Source organism: Microbispora siamensis (genome assembly GCF_016863095.1).
In the GTDB taxonomy this organism is placed as follows: Bacteria; Actinomycetota; Actinomycetes; order Streptosporangiales; family Streptosporangiaceae; genus Microbispora; species Microbispora siamensis.
This window is the reverse complement of record NZ_BOOF01000013.1, coordinates 170,679-191,478: the sequence shown is the minus strand read 5'-3', so window position 1 is coordinate 191,478 and position 20,800 is coordinate 170,679. Positions and strand designations below refer to the sequence as shown.

20 protein-coding genes and 1 tRNA gene are annotated in these 20,800 nt (G+C 72.7%); 15 read left to right on the top strand and 6 right to left on the bottom strand.

The window, feature by feature from the left end:
• Positions 1–6: 6 nt before the first annotated feature.
• Positions 7–1,716 (top strand): L-arabinonate dehydratase, encoded by a 1,710-nt coding sequence (gene araD / locus Msi02_RS14560; protein ID WP_204048848.1) that lies wholly within the window; start codon positions 7–9, stop codon positions 1,714–1,716.
• A gap of 23 nt (positions 1,717–1,739) precedes the next feature.
• The gene (locus Msi02_RS14555) at positions 1,740–2,402 is read left to right on the top strand and encodes a GntR family transcriptional regulator (protein ID WP_204048847.1); all 663 of its coding nucleotides are present in this window, start codon (positions 1,740–1,742) and stop codon (positions 2,400–2,402) included.
• Positions 2,403–2,411: 9 nt separating this feature from the next.
• Here the strand turns inward: Msi02_RS14555 and Msi02_RS14550 are convergent, their stop codons facing one another.
• Positions 2,412–3,299 carry a dihydrodipicolinate synthase family protein gene (locus tag Msi02_RS14550; RefSeq protein WP_204048846.1) on the bottom strand — a complete coding sequence of 296 codons (888 nt, stop codon included), beginning with the start codon at positions 3,297–3,299 and terminating at the stop codon, positions 2,412–2,414.
• Positions 3,300–3,477: 178 nt separating this feature from the next.
• On the opposite strand from Msi02_RS14550, the gene Msi02_RS14545 reads away from it, so the two are divergent.
• Both Msi02_RS14545 and Msi02_RS14540 read left to right on the top strand, forming a co-directional pair.
• Positions 3,478–4,143 carry a class I SAM-dependent DNA methyltransferase gene (locus Msi02_RS14545; protein WP_204048845.1) on the top strand — a complete coding sequence of 222 codons (666 nt, stop codon included), beginning with the start codon at positions 3,478–3,480 and terminating at the stop codon, positions 4,141–4,143.
• A 12-nt stretch (positions 4,144–4,155) separates the two neighbouring features.
• Positions 4,156–5,622, top strand: coding sequence for an ATP-binding SpoIIE family protein phosphatase (locus tag Msi02_RS14540; RefSeq protein WP_204048844.1), 1,467 nt, complete (start codon positions 4,156–4,158; stop codon positions 5,620–5,622).
• Here the strand turns inward: Msi02_RS14540 and ftrA are convergent.
• Positions 5,619–6,587: a transcriptional regulator FtrA gene (gene ftrA, locus Msi02_RS14535; RefSeq protein WP_204048843.1), complete on the bottom strand. Its 969-nt coding sequence runs from the start codon at positions 6,585–6,587 to the stop codon at positions 5,619–5,621. The genes Msi02_RS14540 and ftrA overlap by 4 nt on opposite strands.
• A 72-nt stretch (positions 6,588–6,659) precedes the next feature.
• Between ftrA and Msi02_RS14530 the strand changes: the two genes are divergently transcribed.
• The 4 genes from Msi02_RS14530 (at position 6,660) to Msi02_RS14515 (ending at position 8,056) form a co-directional block, all read left to right on the top strand.
• Complete coding sequence (locus Msi02_RS14530) at positions 6,660–7,115, top strand: rhodanese-like domain-containing protein (RefSeq protein ID WP_204048842.1); 456 nt, start codon at positions 6,660–6,662, stop codon at positions 7,113–7,115.
• 72 nt (positions 7,116–7,187) lie between these two features.
• Positions 7,188–7,263 (top strand) — tRNA-Ala (locus tag Msi02_RS14525).
• Positions 7,264–7,319: 56 nt separating this feature from the next.
• Positions 7,320–7,808, top strand: a complete 489-nt coding sequence (locus Msi02_RS14520) for a nucleotidyltransferase domain-containing protein (RefSeq protein ID WP_204048841.1) — start codon at positions 7,320–7,322, stop codon at positions 7,806–7,808.
• Positions 7,809–7,849: 41 nt separating this feature from the next.
• Entirely contained in the window at positions 7,850–8,056 is a 207-nt protein-coding gene (locus Msi02_RS14515; RefSeq protein ID WP_079316101.1) for a DUF6203 family protein, read from the top strand.
• Between the two features lie 6 nt (positions 8,057–8,062).
• On the opposite strand, the gene Msi02_RS14510 is transcribed toward Msi02_RS14515, so the two are convergent.
• On the bottom strand, positions 8,063–9,025 hold the full coding sequence (locus Msi02_RS14510) for a GlxA family transcriptional regulator (protein ID WP_204048840.1): 963 nt from the start codon (positions 9,023–9,025) through the stop codon (positions 8,063–8,065).
• Positions 9,026–9,096: 71 nt separating this feature from the next.
• Here Msi02_RS14510 and Msi02_RS14505 point away from each other — a divergent pair, with 71 nt between their 5' ends.
• Genes Msi02_RS14505 through Msi02_RS14495 form a run of 3 tightly spaced genes read left to right on the top strand, consistent with a single transcriptional unit; the run spans position 9,097 to position 12,084 of the window.
• Positions 9,097–10,356: an MFS transporter gene (locus tag Msi02_RS14505; RefSeq protein WP_204048839.1), complete on the top strand. Its 1,260-nt coding sequence runs from the start codon at positions 9,097–9,099 to the stop codon at positions 10,354–10,356.
• Positions 10,353–11,012, top strand: coding sequence for a peptidyl-tRNA hydrolase (locus Msi02_RS14500; RefSeq protein ID WP_204048838.1), 660 nt, complete (start codon positions 10,353–10,355; stop codon positions 11,010–11,012). The genes Msi02_RS14505 and Msi02_RS14500 overlap by 4 nt, the downstream gene beginning before the upstream one ends.
• A 46-nt stretch (positions 11,013–11,058) precedes the next feature.
• Entirely contained in the window at positions 11,059–12,084 is a 1,026-nt protein-coding gene (locus Msi02_RS14495) for a hypothetical protein (RefSeq protein ID WP_204048837.1), read from the top strand.
• On the opposite strand, the gene Msi02_RS14490 is transcribed toward Msi02_RS14495, so the two are convergent.
• Positions 12,081–12,974 (bottom strand): CPBP family intramembrane glutamic endopeptidase, encoded by an 894-nt coding sequence (locus Msi02_RS14490; protein ID WP_204048836.1) that lies wholly within the window; start codon positions 12,972–12,974, stop codon positions 12,081–12,083. The genes Msi02_RS14495 and Msi02_RS14490 overlap by 4 nt on opposite strands.
• 169 nt (positions 12,975–13,143) lie before the next feature.
• Between Msi02_RS14490 and Msi02_RS14485 the strand changes: the two genes are divergently transcribed.
• Together Msi02_RS14485 and Msi02_RS14480 are read left to right on the top strand one after the other, a co-directional pair.
• Complete coding sequence (locus Msi02_RS14485; protein WP_204048835.1) at positions 13,144–15,117, top strand: sensor histidine kinase; 1,974 nt, start codon at positions 13,144–13,146, stop codon at positions 15,115–15,117.
• A complete protein-coding gene (locus tag Msi02_RS14480; protein WP_239108407.1) occupies positions 15,114–15,794 on the top strand; it encodes a response regulator transcription factor in 681 nt (226 codons plus the stop codon). Before Msi02_RS14485 ends, Msi02_RS14480 begins: the two co-directional genes overlap by 4 nt.
• An 18-nt stretch (positions 15,795–15,812) precedes the next feature.
• Here the strand turns inward: Msi02_RS14480 and Msi02_RS14475 are convergent, their stop codons facing one another.
• A complete protein-coding gene (locus Msi02_RS14475; RefSeq protein ID WP_204048896.1) occupies positions 15,813–17,678 on the bottom strand; it encodes a CASTOR/POLLUX-related putative ion channel in 1,866 nt (621 codons plus the stop codon).
• Between the two features lie 62 nt (positions 17,679–17,740).
• Between Msi02_RS14475 and Msi02_RS14470 the strand changes: the two genes are divergently transcribed.
• Together Msi02_RS14470 and Msi02_RS14465 are read left to right on the top strand one after the other, a co-directional pair.
• Positions 17,741–18,328: a Maf family protein gene (locus tag Msi02_RS14470; protein ID WP_204048834.1), complete on the top strand. Its 588-nt coding sequence runs from the start codon at positions 17,741–17,743 to the stop codon at positions 18,326–18,328.
• 10 nt (positions 18,329–18,338) lie between these two features.
• The gene (locus Msi02_RS14465; protein WP_204048833.1) at positions 18,339–19,178 is read left to right on the top strand and encodes an EI24 domain-containing protein; all 840 of its coding nucleotides are present in this window, start codon (positions 18,339–18,341) and stop codon (positions 19,176–19,178) included.
• On the opposite strand, the gene Msi02_RS14460 is transcribed toward Msi02_RS14465, so the two are convergent.
• A complete protein-coding gene (locus Msi02_RS14460) occupies positions 19,151–20,743 on the bottom strand; it encodes an ABC-F family ATP-binding cassette domain-containing protein (RefSeq protein WP_204048832.1) in 1,593 nt (530 codons plus the stop codon). The two genes, Msi02_RS14465 and Msi02_RS14460, sit on opposite strands and share 28 nt — an antisense overlap.
• Positions 20,744–20,800 lie beyond the last annotated feature (57 nt).

Here is a 20,800-nt window from a genome sequence, read left to right as displayed (position 1 = left end):
GAGCGAATGAGAGCGGAAGAGCTGCGCAGCCATCGCTGGTACGGCGCCGACAGCCTCAGGTCGTTCAGCCACCGTGCCCGGACCCGGCAGCTCGGCATCGCGGCGCAGGAACACCTCGGCAAGCCCGTGGTCGGCATCCTCAACACGTGGAGCCAGCTCAACCCCTGCCACATGCATCTGCGTGAGCGGGCCGAGGACGTGCGGCGCGGCGTCTGGCAGGCCGGGGGCTACCCGGTGGAGCTGCCGGTCATGGCGGTGGGGGAGACGTTCCAGAAGCCGACCGCCATGCTCTACCGGAACCTGCTCGCGATGGAGACCGAGGAGGTGCTCCGCTCCTATCCCGTCGACGCGGCCGTGCTCATGGGCGGGTGCGACAAGACCACCCCGGCGCTCGTCATGGGCGCGATCAGCGCGGACCTGCCGGTCGTCTTCGTGCCGTGCGGGCCGATGCTGCCCGGCGACTGGCGCGGGCAGCGGCTCGGCAGCGGCAGCGACATGTGGAAATACTGGGCCGAACGACGGGCGGGAAAGCTCGGCGACGAGCAGTGGGCGGAGATCGAGGAGGGCATAGCCCGCTCGCCCGGCCACTGCATGACGATGGGCACGGCGTCCACGATGACCTCGGTGGCCGAGGTGCTCGGGCTGACGCTGCCGGGCGCCGCGTCGATCCCGGCCGTGCTGTCGGCGCACACCCGGATGGCCGCCGCGAGCGGCCGTCTCGCGGTGGACCTGGCCTGGCACGGTCCCCGCCCGTCGCAGGTGCTGGACGAGAGGGCCTACCGCGACGCGGTGACCGCCGTGCTGGCCCTGGGCGGCTCGACCAACGCGGTGATCCACCTGATCGCGATGGCCCGCCGCAGCGGGGTGCACCTCACGCTCGACGACTTCGACGACGCCTCCCGCCGGGTGCCCGTCCTCGCGGACGTACGGCCCGGCGGGGCGCACCTCATGGAGGACTTCCACCGGGCGGGCGGCGTCCCCGCGCTGCTGCACAGGATCGCGGACCTGCTCCACCTCGACCGGCCCACCGTGTACGGACGCGTGCACGGGCACGGCCTCGCGACGCGGGAGCCGTACGACGACACGGTCATCAGGCGCAGGGACGACCCGGTGTCGCCGGAGGGCGGGCTGGCCGTGCTGCGCGGCAACCTCGCGCCGGACGGCGCGGTGATCAAGCACGTGGCCGCGGAGCCGCGGCTGCTGCGGCACACCGGGCCCGCCGTGGTCTTCGAGGGGCACCAGGACCTCTTGCGGCGGATCGACGAGGTGGACGTCACGCCCGACAGCGTGCTGGTGCTGCGCGGCGCCGGGCCGAAGGGCGGCCCCGGCATGCCCGAGCACGGCATGCTGCCGATCCCGGAGCGGCTGCTCAAGCAGGGCGTCCGGGACATGCTGCGGATCTCCGACGCGCGGATGAGCGGCACCAGCTACGGCGCCTGCGTGCTGCACGTCGCCCCGGAGTCGCACGTCGGCGGGCCGCTGGCGCTGGTGCGGGACGGCGACCTGATCACCCTCGACGTCGAGGCGCGGCGGCTCACGCTGGAGGTCGCCGGCGACGAACTCGACCGCAGGCGGCGCTCCTGGACGCCGCCGCCCCCGCGCTACACCCGCGGGTACGGCGCGCTGCACGAGGCGCACATCCTCCAGGCCGACGAGGGATGCGACCTCGACTTCATGAGAGGGTCCGGCGGGGCGCCCGAGCCGGACGTCGACTGATCGGGATTGGTATACCGGTACGCATGACCGCTGAGCACGTGCTGAGTCCGGTGGCCAGGTCGACCACTCGCACCGACCTGGTCGCCGACGCGATCCGCACCGCGATCCTGTCCGGGCGCATCGCGCAGGGGGAGACGCTGGTGGAGCGCCGCCTGGCCGAGCGGCTCGGGGTCTCCAAGACGCCCGTCAGGGAGGCGCTCATCGGACTGGCCGCCACCGGGCTGGTCGTGATCGGCCCGAACAGGGGGGTGACGGTGCGCGTGGTGGGCCGTGCCGACCTCCGGAAGGCGTACGAGGTCAGGCTGCTGCTCGAACCGTGGGCGATCGGCCGTACGGCGGCCTCCGGACACGCCGCGGACGGCGCGCGGGCGGCCCTCGCCGAGGCGCGGGCGCTGCTCGCCGGCACCGACACGGCGGCCCTCAGCCTGGCCAACCGGCGCTTCCATCGTGAGCTGTACGCCCGGTGTGGCAACGAACTGGTGGTCGCCCAGCTCGACACCCTGCAGGATCTCGCCGCGCTCGGCAGCGTCACGGTGCTGTGGCGGGACCGGCCCACGTGGCCGGAGGAGCACGAGGAGCACGAGGAGCACGAGGCGATCCTCGCCGCCGTCGAGGCGGGCGAGGCCGCGCTCGCCGAGCGGCTGACCCGTCGCCACATCGAGCGCTCGGTCGCCCGCCTCGTCTAGAAACGGACCTCAGGCGAGCGTACGCAGGATGTCCGAAACCATCTGCCGGTCGGGGCCGGTCAGCTCGGTCATCGGCGGGCGTACGGCCCTGCCGCACACGCCGAGTTGCGCGAGCGCCTCCTTGACCGCCGAGACGTTGTGCTCGCCGCCGTTCCTGGCGCGCAGGTCCTCGATGGGCTTGAGCAGCCGCCACACCTTCGCGGCGCCCGCCCGGTCGCCCGCCCGGAGCAGGGCGTGCAGTTCGAGCGACCGCTCGGGGGCGATGACCGCCAGGCCGGAGGTGAAGCCCTCCGCGCCGCCGGGCCAGAAGAACGGCGCCCAGGTCTCGGCGAGCCCGCACAGCCACACCGGCCCCTCCACGGCGGCGGCGAGGACGGCCATGGCCACGGGGTCGGGCACCGCGTACTTGACTCCCACGACGTTGGGGCACTCGCGCAGCAGGTCGCGCAGAGCGCGCTCGGTCACGGCGGGGGAGCGCACGTAGCAGACCACTCCGAGGTCGGGCACCGCCTGGGCGATCTCCCTGTGGTAGGCCGTCCAGCCCGCCTCCGACTGGTAGGGGTGCACCGGCTGGTGGACCATGACGGCCTGGCAGCCCTGCCGGGCGGCGTCCCTGGCCAGCCGTACGGCCCGGCGCACCTCGTGGCCCACGCCCGCGATCACGACGGCGTCCGGCGCGGCCCTCCGGGTGACGGCGACGGCCCGGGACAGCTCGTCGTCGTCCAGTGAGTAGAACTCCCCGGTGTTGCCGTTGGGGGTGAGGGCACCCACTCCGCCCCTCGTCAGCCGCTCGACGACGGCCGCGAGCGCCGGCTCGTCGATCCGGTCGCCGTCGTCGAACGGGGTGACCGTGACGGCGACCACGCCGCGCAGCGCCTCGCGTACCTCGTCGATCATGTGAACCTCCCGGGGCCGATATCTGGTATATCAGTATGCCAAACGCGTGAAGTTGACAACGATCTTTGACACAATTAATGGCCGAAATGCCTATTTAGTCGGGCAATGTCTTGACTTGTTGGGCGTGGTCCCCTATCTAGAAGAAGGCAAAGACGGCTGATCATTAACGGCGGCGACCATGACAATCGAATCAGGACCGGACAATCCGCGTCAGGAGTACCGCGCCATCCAGGCCGAGGCGTTCAACCGCATCGGCGGCAGGTACGACGAGGCGTTCCCGCACAAGGAAGGCCAGGTGGCCGCCGGAGAGTGGATGATCAAGCAGCTCAAGCCGGGCGCGCGCGTCCTCGACGTCGGCTGCGGTACGGGCTCGCCCACCGCCCAGCAGTTCGCCGAGGCGGGCTGCGAGGTGATGGGCATCGACATCTCCCCGGTCATGCTGGACCTGGCGAGGAAGAACGTGCCGACCGGGACGTTCCTCGAACGCGACGTGCTCGACCTCGACGACTCGCTCGGCGTGTTCGACGCCGTGACGGCCTTCTTCAGCCTGCTCATGCTGCCGCGGGCCGAGATCGAGCAGGCCCTCGGCAAGATCCACGCCGTGCTCGCCCCCGGCGGCCTGTTCTCGCTGAGCATGGTGGAAATCGACCTCGACGACGTGCCTTTCCAGTTTCTCGGCGCTCCGGTGCGGGTGACCGGATATCTGCGCGACGAGTTGCGCGAGGTCATCGAAGCCGCCGGTTTCAGCGTGCTGTCGGAGAATCACCTTTCGTACGCTCCGGCGACCACACAGGCGCCGCCGGAAATCCAGCTCTTCGTCAACTGCCGGCGTGACCAATTCTGAGCGGCCACACCCGTGTCGGGAGACGGGGAACCGTTAGCCCTGCTGAGTCAGGTCAGCGGGGTCGTCCGGGCCATCGGCGAGAGCCGCGGCCCGGAGGACGCGACGAGGGTCCTCTGCGAGGCGGTGGTGCCGTGGCTGGCCGACGCCGCCGCGGTCTACGTGGACGGCGCCGTCTGGCACCGGGTCGATCCCGACGGACGGCTGCCGCCGCGCTGGGCCGGCGACGGGATCGGTGAGGCGGCCCTGCTCGACGGGCATCTGCTCGCCGTGCCCCTCCGGGCGTACGGCAAGCCCGTCGGCTGCGCGCTGCTGGCGCGCGACGCCCGGCGGCCGCCCTTCGGGGAGATTCACGTGCTCGCCGCGGGACAGTTCGCCGTGCCCGCCGCGCTCGCGATCCACCACGGGCGGCGAGACCGCCAGCAGGACGAGACCCTGGAGACCCTCCAGCGCGGGATGCGGCCGGGCGACCCGCCCGACCTGCCCGGGCTGGAGATCGCCTACCGCTACAAGCCCGCAGCCGAGCGGGTGGGCGGCGACTGGTACGACGTCATCCCGCTGCCGGGCAGCAGGGTGGCCCTGGTCGTCGGCGACGTTATGGGACACGGGCTGGCCGCCGCGGCCGTGATGGGCCAGCTCCGCACGGCCGTGCAGACCCTGGCCTCGCTCGACCTGCCGGCCGAGCAGGTGCTCCACTCGCTCGACGAGATGGCCCAGCGGCTGGCCGCGCAGACGCTCACCACCTGCGTCTACTGCGTGTACGACCCGGTGCTGCGCAGATGCACGATCGCGAGCGCCGGGCACCTGCCGCCGATCCTGCTGGGATCGGACGGCAAGGCGGAGGTGCTGTCGCCGCCCCGGTGCCCGCCTATCGGCCTGGGCCGCACGCCGTTCGAGACGATGGAGATCGCGGCGGAGGACGGCAGCATGCTCGTCCTCTATACCGACGGGCTCGTGGAGGAGCGCGGGCAGGACATCGGGCTGAGCGTGGAGTCGCTGCGCCGCAGGCTCGCGAACGGCACCTCGATCGAGGCGCTGAGCGACGACGTGCTGTCCGCGGGGAGGACCGACGACGTCACCGTGCTGGCCATCCGGTTCCGCGGCATCCCCAGCGAGCACGTCGCCCAGTGGCTGCTGGAACCCCAGCCGACGACGCCGTCGCGCGTACGCGGCCTGGTCCGCCGGACGCTCGGCTCGTGGGGCCTCACGTCGATGACCCCGGTGGCCGAACTGCTCGCCGGCGAGCTCGTCACCAACGCCGTGCAGCACACCCAGCGGCCCATCACCATCAGGCTGCTGCGCACCGACCACCTGCTGTGCGAGGTGAGCGACGACGACCACCGGCTGCCGGTGGTGCGCGAGCCCGGCCCGCTCGACGAGGACGGCAGGGGGCTCTACCTGGTCAGCCAGCTCGCCGAGCACTGGGGGACCAGCCGGGTCGCCGGAGGCAAGACCGTCTGGTTCTCGCTGACGATCCCCTAACGCCGGAACGCCTTCCGGTACGCCGACGGCGACGTACGCATCGAACGGCCGAAATGGTGGCGGAACGTCACCGGGCTTTCGAATCCGACGGCGGCTGCGATCTCCTCTATCGGGGCCGCCGTCGTCTCGAGGAGCGGCAGGCTGGCCGCGATCCGCTGCGCGATCACCCATCGCAGGGGGCTCGTCCCGGTGCGGCGCCCGAAGTGCCGGATGAAGCCGCGCTCCGACATCCCGGCGACCCGGGCCAGGGCGGCGACCGTGACCGGCCGGGTGAGATCGGCGAGCACCCAGTCCATCGCCCTGCCCACCGGGTCGTCGTCGTCCACCGCCGCGACCGGCGCCTCGACGAACTGCGCCTGCCCGCCCTCCCGGTGCGGCGGCACCACCAGCCTGCGGGCCACCGCGTTGGCCACGCTCGGCCCGTGGTCGCGCCGCACGAGATGGACGAGCAGGTCGAGGCCCGCCGCGCTGCCCGCGCTGGTGAGCACGTCGCCCTCGTCCACGTACAGCACCCCGGGGTCCACCCTGACCTCGGGAAAGCGCCGCTGGAGCAGCGCTGCGTACCTCCAGTGGGTCGTCGCGGCCCGGCCGTCGAGCAGCCCGGCGGCGGCGAGGGCGAAGGCGCCGGAGCAGATCGACACGACCCGGGCCCCGCCGTCGTGCGCCCGGCGCAGCGCGGCCGTGAGCGCGGGGGACACCTCGGCACGCACGTCGGGGACGCCGGGCACGATCACGGTCCGCGCCCCGGCGAAGACGTCCAGCCCGTGCGCCGCCTCGATCGTGAACCCGCCGACCGCCCGCAGCGGGCCGGGCCTTTCCGCGCACACGGCCAGCTCGTACCACGGGACGTCCAGCTCCGGGCGGGGCAGGCCGAAGACCTCGACGACGCAGCCCAGTTCGAAGGGGCTCATGCCGTCGAAGGCCAGCACCGACACGGTACGGCTCCGGTCGGGGAGCGGGAGCATGGCGGGATATTAGCGATATCGGGCGTTCATGCCTCTTCTGGGGTGGCAGGGCGGCCGGGCACCCTGGTCGGCATGTCCGCCGTAACGCACACCCCGGCCGCCGAGCCGGCCGCCGCCGTCGCCCACTTCTCCGCCCGCCTGGCCTTCGAGACCGACGTGTCCGACGTACGCGCCGATCTGCTCTCCGGCGAGCCGGGGATCGTCGTGGTGGACTCCCGCAGCGCGGAGAGCTGGCGGCAGGGTCACATCGAGGGCGCCGTCCACCTGCCCACGGCGGAGATCGCCGCCCGGGCACCCGCGCTGATCCCCCGTGACGTGACGGTCGTCACGTACTGCTGGGGGCCGGGCTGCAACGGCGCGACCCGCGCGGCGCTGGAGTTCGCCCGGCTGGGCTACCGGGTCAAGGAGATGATCGGCGGGTTCGAATACTGGGCGCGTGAGGGGTTCCCGGTCGTGGAGCCCTCCGGAGTGCGCGCTCGTCCGGCGGATCCGCTCACCGCGCCCGCGGGGGCCGCCTGCGCCTGCTGAAACGTTCTCGGTTACACCCACGCTGCGGAAGTCCTATACACTGGCGGAGCGCCGCCGACGCGGCGTGGGCAAGGGGCTATAGCGCAGCTGGTAGCGCACTTCCATGGCATGGAAGGGGTCTGGGGTTCGAATCCCCATAGCTCCACCATGGCTGAACCATCGCAGGAGCCGTCCTCCGTCCGGAGGGCGGCTCTCGGTGTCTTGATGGACGCCGAAACGGTCTCCGGCATCTACGGATACCTTGCCGCACGTGGAGTGAAGATCTGGATCGACGGCGGCTGGTGCGTCGATGCCCTTCTGGGAAAGCAGACGAGAGGTCACCCGGACCTCGATGTGGCGATCGACCACAAAGACGAAGAGAAATTCATCGAACAGATGAAGGGTCTCGGGTACACGAAGAGGCGCGACGGCGGCGACACCGCGTGGAACTACGTCCTGACCGATGGCCGGGGCCGTGGCATCGACGTGCATGTATTCGAATACGACGAGTCCGGAAAGAACATCTACGGGATCGAATATCCCTACGGCTCACTCACCGGACAGGGCGAAATCAACGGCCATACCGTGAACTGCGTCGCCCCGGAGTGGATGTTCGCGTTCAAGACGGCGTACGCGCCGGAAGAAAAGGATCGCAAGGACGTCCACGCGCTGGGTGAGAAGTTCGGCTTCGAGATACCGCCTACTCATCATTGACCTGCACATGGTCACACGCGTGCCGGGTAGGGGCGGGTGTCATGAAGAGGATCCTGCAGCTCGTCGTCACCCGCTGGCTGGCGCGTACGCCGATCGGGATGGTCGTGCTCGGCCTCGCCTGGCTGTTCATGCGCAAGCGGCGGGCCCGCAGACAGCAGCCCGCGGACAGCCCGGTGCTCCGTGAGCCCGGACGCCGGTCGGGCAACCCGTACGCCTGGCGTGGCCCGGCCGCGGGCAACCGCCGCTGACATCGATCAGCCGACGGCGGCGGGAGTGCGGAACGTCTGCCGGTAGACCAGGGGTGACACCCCGACGGCGGCGTGGAGGTGCTGGCGGAGCGAGACCGCGCTGCCGAACCCGGCCTTCCTGGCGATCGCGTCGACCGGCAGGTCGGTGGTCTCCAGCAGGTGCCGGGCGTGCGCGATCCGCTGTCCGGCGAGCCACCTGGCCGGGCTGAGGCTGGTCTCCTCCCGGAACCTGCGGGTGAACGTCCGCACGCTCATGCGGGCGTGCGCGGCCAGGGCGGCAAGATTGACCGGTTCCTCCAGATGTTCGAGCATCCACGCACGGGTGGGCGCGGTGGTGGTCCCGGAGGGATCGGGCAGCGGCCGCTCGATGTATTGGGCCTGCCCGCCCTCCCGGAACGGCGGGGTGACGCACCGGCGGGCGGTGCGGTTGGCCACCTCGCTGCCGTGGTCGCGCCGGATGACGTGCAGGCACAGATCGATGCCCGCGGCCACGCCGGCCGAGGTCAGCACGTCGCCGTCGTCGATGAACAGCACGTCGGGATCGAGCCGTACGCGGGGGAACAGCGCGCGGAAGTCCGCGGCGTTGCGCCAATGGGTCGTCGCGGGGCGCCCGTCCAGCAGGCCCGCGGCGGCCAGCACGAAGGCCCCGGTGCAGATCGAGATGAGCCGGGCGCGCCCCACGACGCCCCACAGCGCCGCGCGCACCTCCTCGTCGAGGGTGCCGTCCTCCAGCGGCGGGCCGCTGTGGATGCCCGGCACCACCACCGTGTCCGCCGTCGCGAGCACGCTCAGGTCGTGGTCGGGGACGATGCTGAAGCCGGCCTGGCCGCGCACCGGGCGGCCTCCCGGGGTGCAGGTGACGACCTCGTACAGCGGGCCGGGGTCGCGGGCGGCCCAGAACACCTGTCCGGGGATGCCCAGATCGAGGGTGGCGAAGTCGTCCAAGGCCAGTACGGCGACGCGGTGCATGGCCCGATTCTTTCACATGTTGACCTCCCGGCCACTGTCCCCACGGTGGACACAACGGGAGGATGCTCGCCATGAAGTCGCTGCATCGTGCGTGGATCGTCGCCGCCGTCGCCTTCGTCGCGATCATCGGGGCGGCCGGGTTCCGCGCCACGCCGGGCGTGATGATCACGCCGCTGGAGGACGAGTTCGGCTGGACGAGAGGCACGATCTCGCTCGCGGTCTCGGTGAACCTCATGCTCTACGGACTGTGCGCGCCGTTCGCGGCGGCGCTCATGGACCGCTTCGGCATGCGCCGCGTCGTCGCCTGCGCCCTGCTGCTGGTGGCGACCGGCAGCGGCCTGACCGTGTTCATGACCGCGAGCTGGCAGCTCATCGCGCTCTGGGGCGTCCTGGTCGGGCTCGGCACCGGCTCGATGGCGCTCGTCTTCGCCGCCACGCTGACCGACCGCTGGTTCGTACGGCACCGCGGCCTGGTCACCGGCGTGCTGACGGCGGGAGGCGCGACCGGGCAGCTGATCTTCCTGCCGGTGCTCGCGCACCTGGTCGAGATGCAGGGCTGGCGGTGGGCCTCGGTCACGGTGGCGGGGGCCGCGCTCGCCGTCGTCCCCCTTGTGTGGTTCCTGCTCAGGGACACCCCCGAGGAGATCGGCCTGACCGCGCTCGGCGCGGCCGAGCCGGTCGTGCGCACACCGGCCAAGGGCGCCGCCGCGCGGGCCGTACGCGTGCTGCGGGACGCGGCCCGCACCCGGCACTTCTGGTATCTCGCGCTCGGCTTCGCCATCTGCGGCGCGAGCACGAACGGTCTGGTCGGCACCCACTTCATCCCGGCCGCCCACGACCACGGCATGCCGGAGACCACCGCCGCCTCGCTGCTCGCCGTGATCGGGGTCTTCGACATCGCGGGCACCGTCTTCTCCGGCTGGCTGAGCGACCGGGTGGACCCGCGGCTCCTGCTCGTCGTCTACTACGCGCTGCGCGGACTGTCGCTGCTGGTCCTGCCGCAGTTGTTCGCCGCCACGGCCGAGCCGAGCATGCTGGTCTTCATCGTCTTCTACGGCCTCGACTGGGTGGCCACCGTGCCGCCGACCGTCGCGCTGTGCCGCAGGATCTTCGGCGCGGACGGCGCGGTGGTGTTCGGGTGGGTCTTCGCCTCCCACCAGGTCGGCGCGGCCGTCGTCGCCACGGTGGCCGGGGTCACCCGCGACCACCTGGGGAACTACGACCTGGCGTGGTACGGCGCGGGCGTGCTGTGCCTGCTCGCCGCGCTCATGTCGTCCCGTATCGTCACGCGTGTCCGGGATCGCGGCGAAGCTGCGATCCTTGTCGGGTGACCGAACGCGTTCTTCCCCTGGTCGTACGCATCGAGCGGGCCGCGCCGCCGCGCCGCACCGACGCGCTGGAGGCGGCGGCGACGGCAGTGGTGCGCCTGCTCGATCGTGCCCAGGACGGTGAGTGGCCCGACGAGGTCGCCGAGTGGCAGGACGGCCGGATCAGGAAGGTGGTCAGGCGGGCACGCGGCGCCGAGTGGCGGCGGGCGCTCGCCCTGCCCGGCATCACCGTCACCGTGCGCACGGCCGAGGTGCGGGTGCATCCGCCCGTGCCGCTCGACGACTGGCCGCGTGACCTCGCCCGGCTGCAGGTGTCGGGCACGGAGCTCTCCGACGACGCCGCCCCGCCGGAGGCGGGCCCCGACGACGTGGTGCTCTGGATCAACCCCCGCCTGGAGATGACAGCGGGCAAGGCGATGGCCCAGGCGGGGCACGGCGCCCAGTTCGCCTGGTGGGGCGCGGGCGAGGCGGACAGGGCGGCCTGGCGCGAGCGCGGCTTCGCCGTACGGGTCAGGACGGCCGGCCCGGACCGGTGGGACGCGCTGGCCGCGAGCGGGCTGCCGGTGGTCAGGGACGCCGGGTTCACCGAGATCGCACCGGGCTCCGCGACGGTGGTCGCCGACGCGCCATGGCTGCGGGTGGGCGTTCCCGAAGTGTGATGGGGAAGGCACCCGAAATACCGGGATTTGCCGTACGCTCCCGATCGTGTCACCTGGGGACTATGGGACGAAGGCCGTCCCCTCTTACATAGCGGCCGAGGCCGAGACCACTCCGCTACCGAAGATCACGGTCCCTGTGGCGCCGCCACCGGCGAGCTCGTCGAAGGGCCTCGGGGACCTGCCGATGCGGGTGGTCTACCGGGCGATCGCGGTCGCCGCGGGAGTCGTCGTCCTGGGGGCAGGCGCGACCGTCGTGCTGCTGAACCGGGACGACCCCGCCGCCACGGCCGCCGCGCCGCCGCCTCACTCCGCGGCCGTCGTCGTCCCCTCGGCCGCGCCGGCCTCGTCCGGCGCCGCCGCACCCGCCGCGGGCGCGGTGGCCACGCCCGGTCTCAGTCCCCTGTCGAGCGCTCTGTCCAGCCCTGTCGCCAGCACCGGGGCGAGCGCGACCCCCGGCACGACCGCGAGCGCCGCCTCGAGTCCGGCGGCCGGCGCGGACGCGGTCGATCCCGCGCTGGCGGCGGCCCTGAAGGACCCCCGCGTGCCCGCGCTGCCGAAGAACAGCCGCAGGCTCCGCAGCCTGCCCGGCCGGGCGGCCGCCACCCACGGCCTGGTCAAGGACCGGCGCTCCGGCATCGCCCTGCCCCGCTTCACCAAGACATGGGCGCTGGCCAAGCCCGCGCCGTTCGCCTCCCGTCAGCTGCTGCCCAAGGTCAAGGGCGCGTCGTACCGCGGGATGCTGGTCTCCTGCCCCGTGCCGATCCCCGAGCAGAAGACGCTGCGCGACACCGCCTTCCTGGCCGCCCGGTGGACGCTCAATCACCACCCCTCGGGCGCGACGATCACCTGGACGGCCTCCCAGCCCTTCAAGGCGGGCAAGCGGGAGGGCTGGCTGCTCGGCTACACCGTGCACTACACGCTCAAGGGCAAGAAGCGGGTCTCCGCCGCGGCGCTGGCCCTCGTGGACGTGCCGGAGAAGAAGCCCGCGGTCGTGTTCGTCACGATCCCCGACAGCCAGAAGAAGCGCTGGCACGACATCAACAAGGTGATGTCGTCCGTCAAGGCGCTCTAGCAGGAGCGCGGGCGCCGCCACAGGCGGTTGGTCAGGAGCACGGCCACCGCCAGCCCCGCCGCGGTGAGGGCGCCGCCCTCACCGACCATCCAGGCCGACCTGTCGTGCGCCGACGTCATCGCCTCGGCCACGAAGTACAGCGACGCGTTCATCGTGGCGTGGAGCACCAGGACCGGCCAGATGCTCCGCGTACGCAGGCGCAGCCACACGAGCGGGAAGGCCAGCGTGACCGTCTGGAGAGTGAACATCAGCAGCGCGTACGGCACCGGCACGCCCTTCTCGACCGCCCCCGGCACGAACAGCATCAGCGGGTAGTGGAACGAGGCCCAGGCCAGGCCGAGGATCACCGCCGTCGCGGCCGGGCCCCGGCGCGCGGCGAGCCTCGTGACGAGCAGGGAGCTCCAGCCGAGCTGCTCGCCGAGCGCCAGGACGACGAACGGCGCCACGCCGGGAACGAGGCCGAGCACCACGCCGAGCGCCGGATGCAGCCCGGTGGACGCGGCGAGGTTGCCCGGGTCGAAGCGGGCGGCGCCGGTCAGCCAGGCCGTGCCGTACGTGAGGCCGGTGCCGAGGACGGGCACGGCCCACGCGGCGGCGAGCGTGCGCCAGGGCACCCGGTGGAAACCCCAGTCCACGGCGCGGACACCGCCGCCGGCCAGGCACGCGACGAGCGCGGCGAGCGCGGGCATGAACGCCTGACTGTAGACGGCGATCTGGATGCCGATCGGGGCGTCGCCGATCCGGTTGAGGTCGGCGCCCTGCGAGACGGCGAGGGCCACGACAGGTAGCACGAGGGCGGCCAGGGTGACGCCGTACACGGCGAGCCGCGGCTCGCGGGCGGCGGGAGCGGCGGCCTCGATGGGGATGGTGGTTGACGGGTTCGTTCGCATGGGCCGATTGCAGCGCCCCGGCGGTCCCGTCCGCCTGAGAGCCGGGTCCCGTTCCCGTCCCGGCGTCCGGACCCAAGAGGGTCCCGGCGTCCGGGCCCAAGAGGGTCCCGGGTGGGACGGGACCCGGGTCCCATTCCCCTCAAGGTGAGGAATGTCCAATGATGTCCTGATGCGAAGCGGTACGTGGCCCCGATGGCTCTGGGCGATCCCCGTCCTGTGCGGGGCGGCCGTCGTCGCCGGCGTCGCGCTCACCACGGCCGTGCCCGCGCCCGACACCACCTATCTGGTGCTCGACGCGGTCGTCGGACTGACCTGCCCGGCGGTCGGCGTGCTGATCCTGTCGCGGTCGCCGCGGCACCCCATCGGCCGGCTGTTCTGCCTGAGCGGCGCCGGGCTGGCGCTCCAGGCGCTGTCCGGGGGATACGCCGCGTACGCCCGGCCGCACGGGCTGCCCGGCGCCCTGCTCGCCGCGTGGGTGACGAACTGGGTGTTCTTCACCGGTTTCGGGCCGCTCCTGCTGCTGCCGCTGCTGCTGCCCGACGGACGGCTGCCGTCGCCGCGCTGGCGGCCGGTGCTGATCGCGGCCGTCGCCGCGATGGCGGTGCTCCAGGTCATGCTCATGCTCCGCGACCGCATCTGGGTCTGGGGACACGAGGTGCCCAGCTCCTTCGGGTTCGTCCCCACGGATCCCGTCGCGGAGGTCGCCTTCGGCGTGGTGGTGACCGGGCTGGCCCTGTCGGGGGTCGCGGCGCTGGCCACCCGGGTCACGCGCTCGGACAACAGGCGCCGCCTCCTGCCGGTGTTCGCGGCCGTCGTCGCGGTGGGGCTCTCGGTCGTCGCCGACACCCTGCTGCCGCCCGACCCGCCCGTGGGGGTGTGGCTGCAGGCCGCGGCACTGCCGCTGTTCCCCGCGGCCACGGCGGTCTCGATCTTCCGCTACCGGTTGTTCGAGATCGAGGTGCTGATCCGGCGCACCGTCGTGTACGCGCTGGTCACGGTCGTGCTGCTGGGGGCCTACCTGGTCACCGTGGCCACGATCGGCACGCTCCTGCGAACCGGGAGCGGAGTCCTCCAGCCGCTCGCCGCAACCGCTGTCGTCGCGCTGGCGTTCGCACCCGTACGCGACGCCGCGCAGCGGGCCGTCGGCCGTCTGCTGTTCGGCAACCGGGGTGACCCGGCCGCCGCGCTGTCCCTGCTCGGCCAGCGCCTGGAGTCGTCGGCCGACCCGACGCGGCTGCTCGACCGCGCGGCGGAGACCGTCGCGCACACGCTGCGGCTGCCCGCGGTCGCCGTGCTCGCCGCCGACGGCACGCCGGTCTGCGCAGAGGGCGGGGTCCCCGCCGACGGCGTACGGCTGCCGCTCGTGGTGGGCGGACGCGTGGAGGGGGAACTGCGCGCCACCCCCCGCTCGCCGGGCGAAGCCCTGTCGGCGGCCGACCTGGCCGTGCTCGACGACCTCGCCCGCCAGCTCGCGGTCGCCCTCGCCGCCGTACGGCTCGCCACCGAGGTGCAGACGTCACGGGAGCGGCTGGTCATCGCCAGGGAGGAGGAACGGCGCAGGCTCCGCCGTGACCTCCACGACGGTCTCGGGCCCGGTCTGGCCGCCATCGGCGTACGGCTCGACGTGATAGAGGCCACCGCCACGGGGGTGTCGCCGGCCGTGCGATCGTCGCTGTCGGAGGTCAGGCAGCTCGTCCAGGGCCTCGTCGGCGACGTGCGGAGAATCGTCCACGACCTGCGGCCGCCGGCGCTGGACGAGCTCGGGCTGGCCGGGGCCCTGGAGGACCTGGCCCTGGACACGGAGGAGGCCGCGGAGGGCGGCCCGGCCGTCATGGTCCGGGTGCCGGAGCCGCTGCCCGAATTGCCCGCCGCCGTCGAGGTGGCGGCCTACCGCATCGCTCAGGAGGCCCTGGCCAACGCCCTGCGTCACGCGCGGGCCCGGACCATCGAGATCGTCGCCGGGATCGAGCGGGACGGACTGGTCCTGCGCGTCCGCGACGACGGCCGGGGACTGCCCGAGCCGCTCGTCGAGGGCGTGGGATCGGGCAGCATGAGGGAGCGCGCCGCGGAACTCGGCGGCGTGTTGCGCAGGACGTCCGCCTCAGGGGCGGGCACGACGGTGGAGGCGGTGCTGCCGCTGTGATCGACCCCAAAGCCGATTCCACGACCGATCCCGAGGCCGCCGAGCCGGTGCGCGTCCTGCTGGTGGACGACCACCCGCTGCTGCGGCACGGCCTGCGGGCGCTGCTCGAACAGGTCGGCGGCGCCGAGGTGGTGGGCGAGGCGGGAGACGGCGACGAGGCCGTCGCCCTCGCCCTGTCGCTGCGGCCCGACGTGGTCGTGATGGACCTGGTGATGCCGGGCACCTCGGGGATCGAGGCCACCCGCCGGCTGATCGACCGCGACCCCGCCCTGGGCGTGCTCGTGCTGACGATGAGCGAGGACGACGCGTCGGTGTTCGCCGCCCTGCGGGCGGGCGCGCGCGGCTACGTCCTCAAGGGCACGGGCGGGGCGGAGTTCATCGCCGCCGTCCGGGCCGTCGCCAGGGGCGAGGCCGTGTACGGCCCCGCGGTGGCCCGGCGCATCCGCAGGTTCCTGGCGCCGGGCCCGGCCGTCACGCCGTTCCCCGAGCTGACCGCCAGGGAGCGGGAGATCCTCGACCTGCTCGCGTCCGGCAGGTCGAACGCGGAGATCGCCCGCGCCCTGTTCCTCAGCCAGAAGACCGTGAAGAACCACCTGACGTCCGTCTTCGCCAAGCTCCAGGTGGCCGACCGGGCGCAGGCCGTGGTGCGCGCCCGCCGCGCCGGCCTCGGCGAGTGAGCCGGGGGATGCCCGGGCTCAGTGCTCGGCGAGGACGATCACGGAGTCACCGGGGGCGAACGTCATCGCCCGGGACCGGTCCGGGTTGAGCACGACGCCGTAGTGGGGCGGCTCGCCGATCCTCGCCGCCACGCGGTATCCGATCGCGGTCTCGCCGCGCCGCAGGGCCGACTCCACGATCGTGCGGAAGGCGACGGGCGTGCCGGTGGTCACATAGTTCTCCACGGGCCGCGGGTAGACCTCCGAGCCCGCGGAGTCGAAGAGCTGCCCGAAGACCTCGGCGAGGTGCGGGTTCTCGGCGAGCTGCGCGAGCAGCAGGCCGATGACGGTGTCGCTGATCACGATGTCGTCGGCCTCGGTGACCTCGGCGAGCGAGCGGTTGTTCTCGTCGTGCATCTCGCTCACGATCGAGTACTTCTCGCCGAGGGTCGCCTGCATGTCGCGCAGTTGCAGCAGCGTCATCAGCGTCCGGGTGTCGGCGTGGCGCGGGGCGTACCGGTCGTCGGAGAGCACGATGACGTGCTGGTAGACGCCGACGCCGAGGGACTCCAGGGCGTACCTGTCGGTGCCGTCGCACTCCTTGACGTTCACCGTCAGATTGGCGAGGTGCGCCAGGCCTGCCCCGGCGCCGGGATGGTCACTGGCGACGTCGAGCACCGACCCGGGGGTCACGTAGCCGTCCAGGTAGCGGATGATCCGCGCGGCCCGGCCGTTCCAGCCGAGCATCAGCGTCCGCTCGGCGGCCGGCTCGGGGGCTCGCGCGGGGACGATCTGCCGTTCGTCGGCGGGCGCCGTGCCGTTGGCCAGGCGGATGAGGGAGTCGTCCTGGGCGAGCACGACGAGTTCGTCGGACGTCCCGATCACCGTGTCCGGCGGCGGGTTGAGCACCACGCCGCCGGGCCCGCGCAGGCCGAGGACGGTCGCGGTCGCGTACGTGTCGAGTGCCTCGCCGTACGACCTGCCCGCCAGGGAGGGTTCGCGGCGCAGGTACATCTCGCCGCCGTCGAAGTTCAGCAGGTCCATGCAGACCACGGACACGCCGGACTGGCGGGACGACTGCACGATCAGCCGGGCGGCGATGTCGTCGCTGTCGACCAGGTGGACGCCCCGCCCGCCGGCGAGCCGGGCGGCGGCCATGTTGCGCGAGGAGGCGACGGCGGCGATGACCGGAGGATGGTCCCCGGCCCGCTTGGCCAGCGCGAGCAGGGTCTTGATGACGTGCGCGTCCGGGTCGTCCTTCTCGGGGGACAGCACCACGACCGTACGCGCGGTGCTCAGGCTCATCAGGTCGAGGTCCGCCGGCTCTGTGGGACTGCCGGTGCGGCAGACCAGCCGTGTCCTGCCGGTGTCGCCCACCCGGGCCCGGATGGCGTCCTCCATCGTCGGCTTGTCCTTGTCGGCCAGGATCGCGATGACCGAGCCGCGCTGGCTGGCGTGTGCCTTCACCAGTTCGGAGACGATCGTGTAGAGCTGCTCGGACCAGCCGAGGATGACCGTGTGGCCGCTCTCGATGACGCGTGAACGCCCCTTGCGCAGTTCCTCGATCTTGCCGCGCAAACCGGCGGAGAGCACGCCCACGAGGATGCTGACGATGAAGATGCCGCCGAGGGAGGCGCCCAGCATGATGGCGAGGAAGGGCGCCGTCCCGGCGTCTCCGGCGATCTTTCCCGGGCTGAGCGCGTGCATGAGCGACAGCCACAGCACCCCCGGCCAGCCGTCGTGCCGGAGCGCCTCGTCGGGGGTGAGCCACATGGTGAGCGCGCTGATCACCACGATGAGTACCAGCGACACCAGGGCCAGCCAGCCGATGAGGGCGGCCGTGCCCTTGGCCATGGTGTTGTCGAACCAGTAGCGCGCACGCTCTTTGACCGTGGCTTTTGACACCGGCATCCCCCGCAAGTGATCGGCAAACGCCAGACATAGTAGAAGCGACTAGGCTTGAGCGTGTGACGCACCTGGTTCTCGCCTCCGCCTCGCCCGCCCGCCTCGGTGTGCTGCGGGCGGCCGGGCTCGATCCCAAGGTGATCGTCAGCGGCGTCGACGAGGACGCGATCACGGCCGGCACCCCCGGGGAGCTGTGCCTGAAACTGGCCGTGGCCAAGGCGGACGCCGTCTCCCGGACGCTCGGCGACGGCATCGTGATCGGCTGCGACTCGGTGCTCGAACTCGACGGCGTCGCGTACGGCAAGCCGGGGACGCCGGAGAACGCGGTGCGCCGCTGGCACATGATGCGGGGCAGGACCGGCCGGCTGCTGACCGGGCACTGCGTGGTCGACGTGGCCGGGGGCCGCAGGGTGTCCGAGGTGGCGGCGACCGTGGTGCGGTTCGGCACGCCGTCGGACGAGGAGATCGAGGCGTACGTCGCCAGCGGGGAACCGCTGGGCGTGGCGGGGTCGTTCACGCTCGACGGCCTGGGCGGCTGGTTCGTGGAGGGCATCGAAGGCGACCACGGCAACGTGCTCGGCATCTCGCTGCCCCTGCTTCGCCGCCTTTTCGCCGATCTGGGCGTGCCGGTGACGACCTTGTGGCGCTAGCCTGCCCGCCATGAGTGGCATCGGGCGGCCCGCCGGACGGCGTGGCGTCGGCGGTTTCGCCGAGGGGATCGGTTTCTGCTTCCGGGGACTCGGCTGGGCCGCCCGGCATCCCCGCTGGTGGGTGTTCGGGCTGATCCCGGCCCTGATCGCCCTGGTGCTCTACGCCCTGGCGCTGGTCTGGCTGGGCACGCACGCGACCGACGTGGCGGCCTGGGCGACGCCGTTCGCGGACGACTGGGGCTGGCGCGACGGGTTCCGCACGCTGGTCGGCGTGATGATCTTCGTGGCGGGTCTCGCGCTCGCCGTGCTGACGTTCACCGCCGTCACGCTGGTGATCGGCGACCCCTTTTACGAGAAGCTCTCGGAGAAGGTCGAGGAGGACCTGGGCGGGCTCCCCGACGGTGGCGACCTGCCTTTCTGGGCGTCCCTGTTCCGGTCGATCCGCGACAGCCTCGTCACGCTCTGGTGGGTCCTGCTGTTCTCCGTGCCGTTGTTCGTGCTCGGCTTCGTGCCGGTCGTCGGGCAGACCGTGGTGCCCGTGGTGGGGGCGTTCGTCTCCGGGTTCTTCCTCACGGTCGAACTGACCGCCCTGGCGATGGAACGCCGGGGTCTGCGGCGCAAGGAGCGTTTTGCCCTGCTCCGGTCGAACATGTCCGCCTCGCTCGGGTTCGGCGTGCCGCTCTTCGTCGCGTTCATGGTGCCGCTCCTGAGCGTCGTACTGATGCCCGGCGCGGTCGCCGGCGCCGCCATGCTCGTCCGCATGCGGCTGGCGCCGGCGACCGTCCCGGGCGATCAGGCACCGGGAGGTCAGGCACCGGGAGGTCAGGCCAGGGACACGAGACCGGCGTAACCGGAGTTCCACATGTCCTCGACCCCGTCGGGCAGCAGCAGGACGCGGTCGGGGCGCAGGGCCTCCACGGCCTTCTCATCGTGGGTGACCATCACGACGGCGCCCTGGTAGGAGGCGACCGCCGCCAGCACCTCGTCCCGGGACGCCGGGTCGAGATTGTTGGTGGGCTCGTCGAGCAGCAGCACGTTGGCCTGCGAGCTGACCAGGGTGGCCAGCGCCAGCCGGGTCTTCTCGCCGCCGGACAGCACGCCCGCGGGCTTGCCCGCGTCGTCCCCGGCGAACAGGAACGAGCCGAGGATCCGGCGCACCTCGCCGTCGCCCAGGTGCGGCGCGGCGGCGGCGAGGTTCTCGGCGACGGTGCGCGCCGGGTCGAGCGTGTCGTGCTCCTGCGCGAAGTAGCCCAGCCGCAGACCGGGCCCGTGCACCACGCGGCCCGAGTCGGGGCGTTCGCGCCCGGCCAGGATCTTCAGCAGCGTGGTCTTGCCCGCGCCGTTGAGACCGAGCACGACGAGCCGGCTGCCCCGGTCCACGGCCAGGTCCACCCCGGTGAGCACCCGCAGGTCGCCGTACGCCTTGGTCAGGCTGATCGCGCCGAGCGGGGTGCGGCCGCAGGGGGCGGGCTCGGGCAGCCGGATGCGGGCGACCTTCTCGGCGCGGCGGACCGGCTCCACCGCGGCCAGCATGCGGTCGGCCCGGCGCGCCATCTCCTTGGCCCGTACGGCGGTCGCCTTACCGGCGCGCATCCTGTCGGCCTGGGCGTGCAGCGCGGCGGCCTTGCGCTCGGCGACGGCCCGCTGCCGGGCGCGCCCGCGCTCGGCGGCGTCGCGGTCGGCCAGGTAGGTGCGCCAGCCGGTGTTGTGCACCTCCAGCGCGGCCCGGTCGGCGTCGAGGCGCCAGATCCGGTTCACGGCGTCGTCGAGCAGTGTGGTGTCGTGGCTGATCAGGACCAGCCCGCCGGTGCGGCTCGCGAGGTACGACCGGAGCCAGGTCACCGAGTCGGCGTCCAGGTGGTTGGTGGGCTCGTCGAGCAGCAGCGTGCCCTGCTCGGCGAACAGGATGCGGGCGAGTTCGACCCGGCGGCGCTGCCCGCCGGACAGGGTGCCGACCCGCTGGGTCATGACCCGGTCGGGCAGGCCGAGCCCGGCGGCGATGCGGGCGGCCTCGGCCTGCGCGGCGTACCCGCCGCGGGCCTCGAACTCCGCCTCGGCCCGGACGTACCGCCGCATCGCCTGCTCCTGCAGGGCGGGGTCGGCCATGGCCGCCTCGGCGGCGCGCAGCGCGCGCTCGGCCTCGTCGAGCCTGCGGGCCGACAGGATGCGGCCGGCGACGGTGAGGGACGGATCGGCCGCTGCGGGATCCTGCGGGAGATAGCCGACCTGGCCGGTCCGGGTGATGGTGCCCGCGGCCGGCTGCAGTTCGCCGGCCAGGGTCTTCAGCAGGGTGGTTTTGCCCGCGCCGTTGCGGCCGACCAGGCCGACGCGGTCGCCGGGGGCGACGTGGGCGGTGACGTCCGACAGCAGGAGACGGGCGCCGACGCGCACGTCGACACCGCGAAGGGTGATCATTTGATGACGCTCCGGAGAAGCTCAAGGACACACGGGTGGCGTGGAAGCGGGTGTCCG

Excerpts from the sequence above, each read along its gene's own strand:
- araD (WP_204048848.1), top strand. The coding sequence starts at position 7 with ATGAGAGCGGAAGAGCTGCGCAGCCATCGCTGGTACGGCGCCGACAGC.
- Msi02_RS14555 (WP_204048847.1), top strand. The coding sequence starts at position 1,740 with ATGACCGCTGAGCACGTGCTGAGTCCGGTGGCCAGGTCGACCACTCGC.
- Msi02_RS14550 (WP_204048846.1), bottom strand. The coding sequence starts at position 3,299 with ATGATCGACGAGGTACGCGAGGCGCTGCGCGGCGTGGTCGCCGTCACG.
- Msi02_RS14545 (WP_204048845.1), top strand. The coding sequence starts at position 3,478 with ATGACAATCGAATCAGGACCGGACAATCCGCGTCAGGAGTACCGCGCC.
- ftrA (WP_204048843.1), bottom strand. The coding sequence starts at position 6,587 with ATGCTCCCGCTCCCCGACCGGAGCCGTACCGTGTCGGTGCTGGCCTTC.
- Msi02_RS14530 (WP_204048842.1), top strand. The coding sequence starts at position 6,660 with ATGTCCGCCGTAACGCACACCCCGGCCGCCGAGCCGGCCGCCGCCGTC.
- Msi02_RS14520 (WP_204048841.1), top strand. The coding sequence starts at position 7,320 with ATGGACGCCGAAACGGTCTCCGGCATCTACGGATACCTTGCCGCACGT.
- Msi02_RS14515 (WP_079316101.1), top strand. The coding sequence starts at position 7,850 with ATGAAGAGGATCCTGCAGCTCGTCGTCACCCGCTGGCTGGCGCGTACG.
- Msi02_RS14510 (WP_204048840.1), bottom strand. The coding sequence starts at position 9,025 with ATGCACCGCGTCGCCGTACTGGCCTTGGACGACTTCGCCACCCTCGAT.
- Msi02_RS14505 (WP_204048839.1), top strand. The coding sequence starts at position 9,097 with ATGAAGTCGCTGCATCGTGCGTGGATCGTCGCCGCCGTCGCCTTCGTC.
- Msi02_RS14490 (WP_204048836.1), bottom strand. The coding sequence starts at position 12,974 with ATGCGAACGAACCCGTCAACCACCATCCCCATCGAGGCCGCCGCTCCC.
- Msi02_RS14485 (WP_204048835.1), top strand. The coding sequence starts at position 13,144 with ATGCGAAGCGGTACGTGGCCCCGATGGCTCTGGGCGATCCCCGTCCTG.
- Msi02_RS14465 (WP_204048833.1), top strand. The coding sequence starts at position 18,339 with ATGAGTGGCATCGGGCGGCCCGCCGGACGGCGTGGCGTCGGCGGTTTC.
- Msi02_RS14460 (WP_204048832.1), bottom strand. The coding sequence starts at position 20,743 with ATGATCACCCTTCGCGGTGTCGACGTGCGCGTCGGCGCCCGTCTCCTG.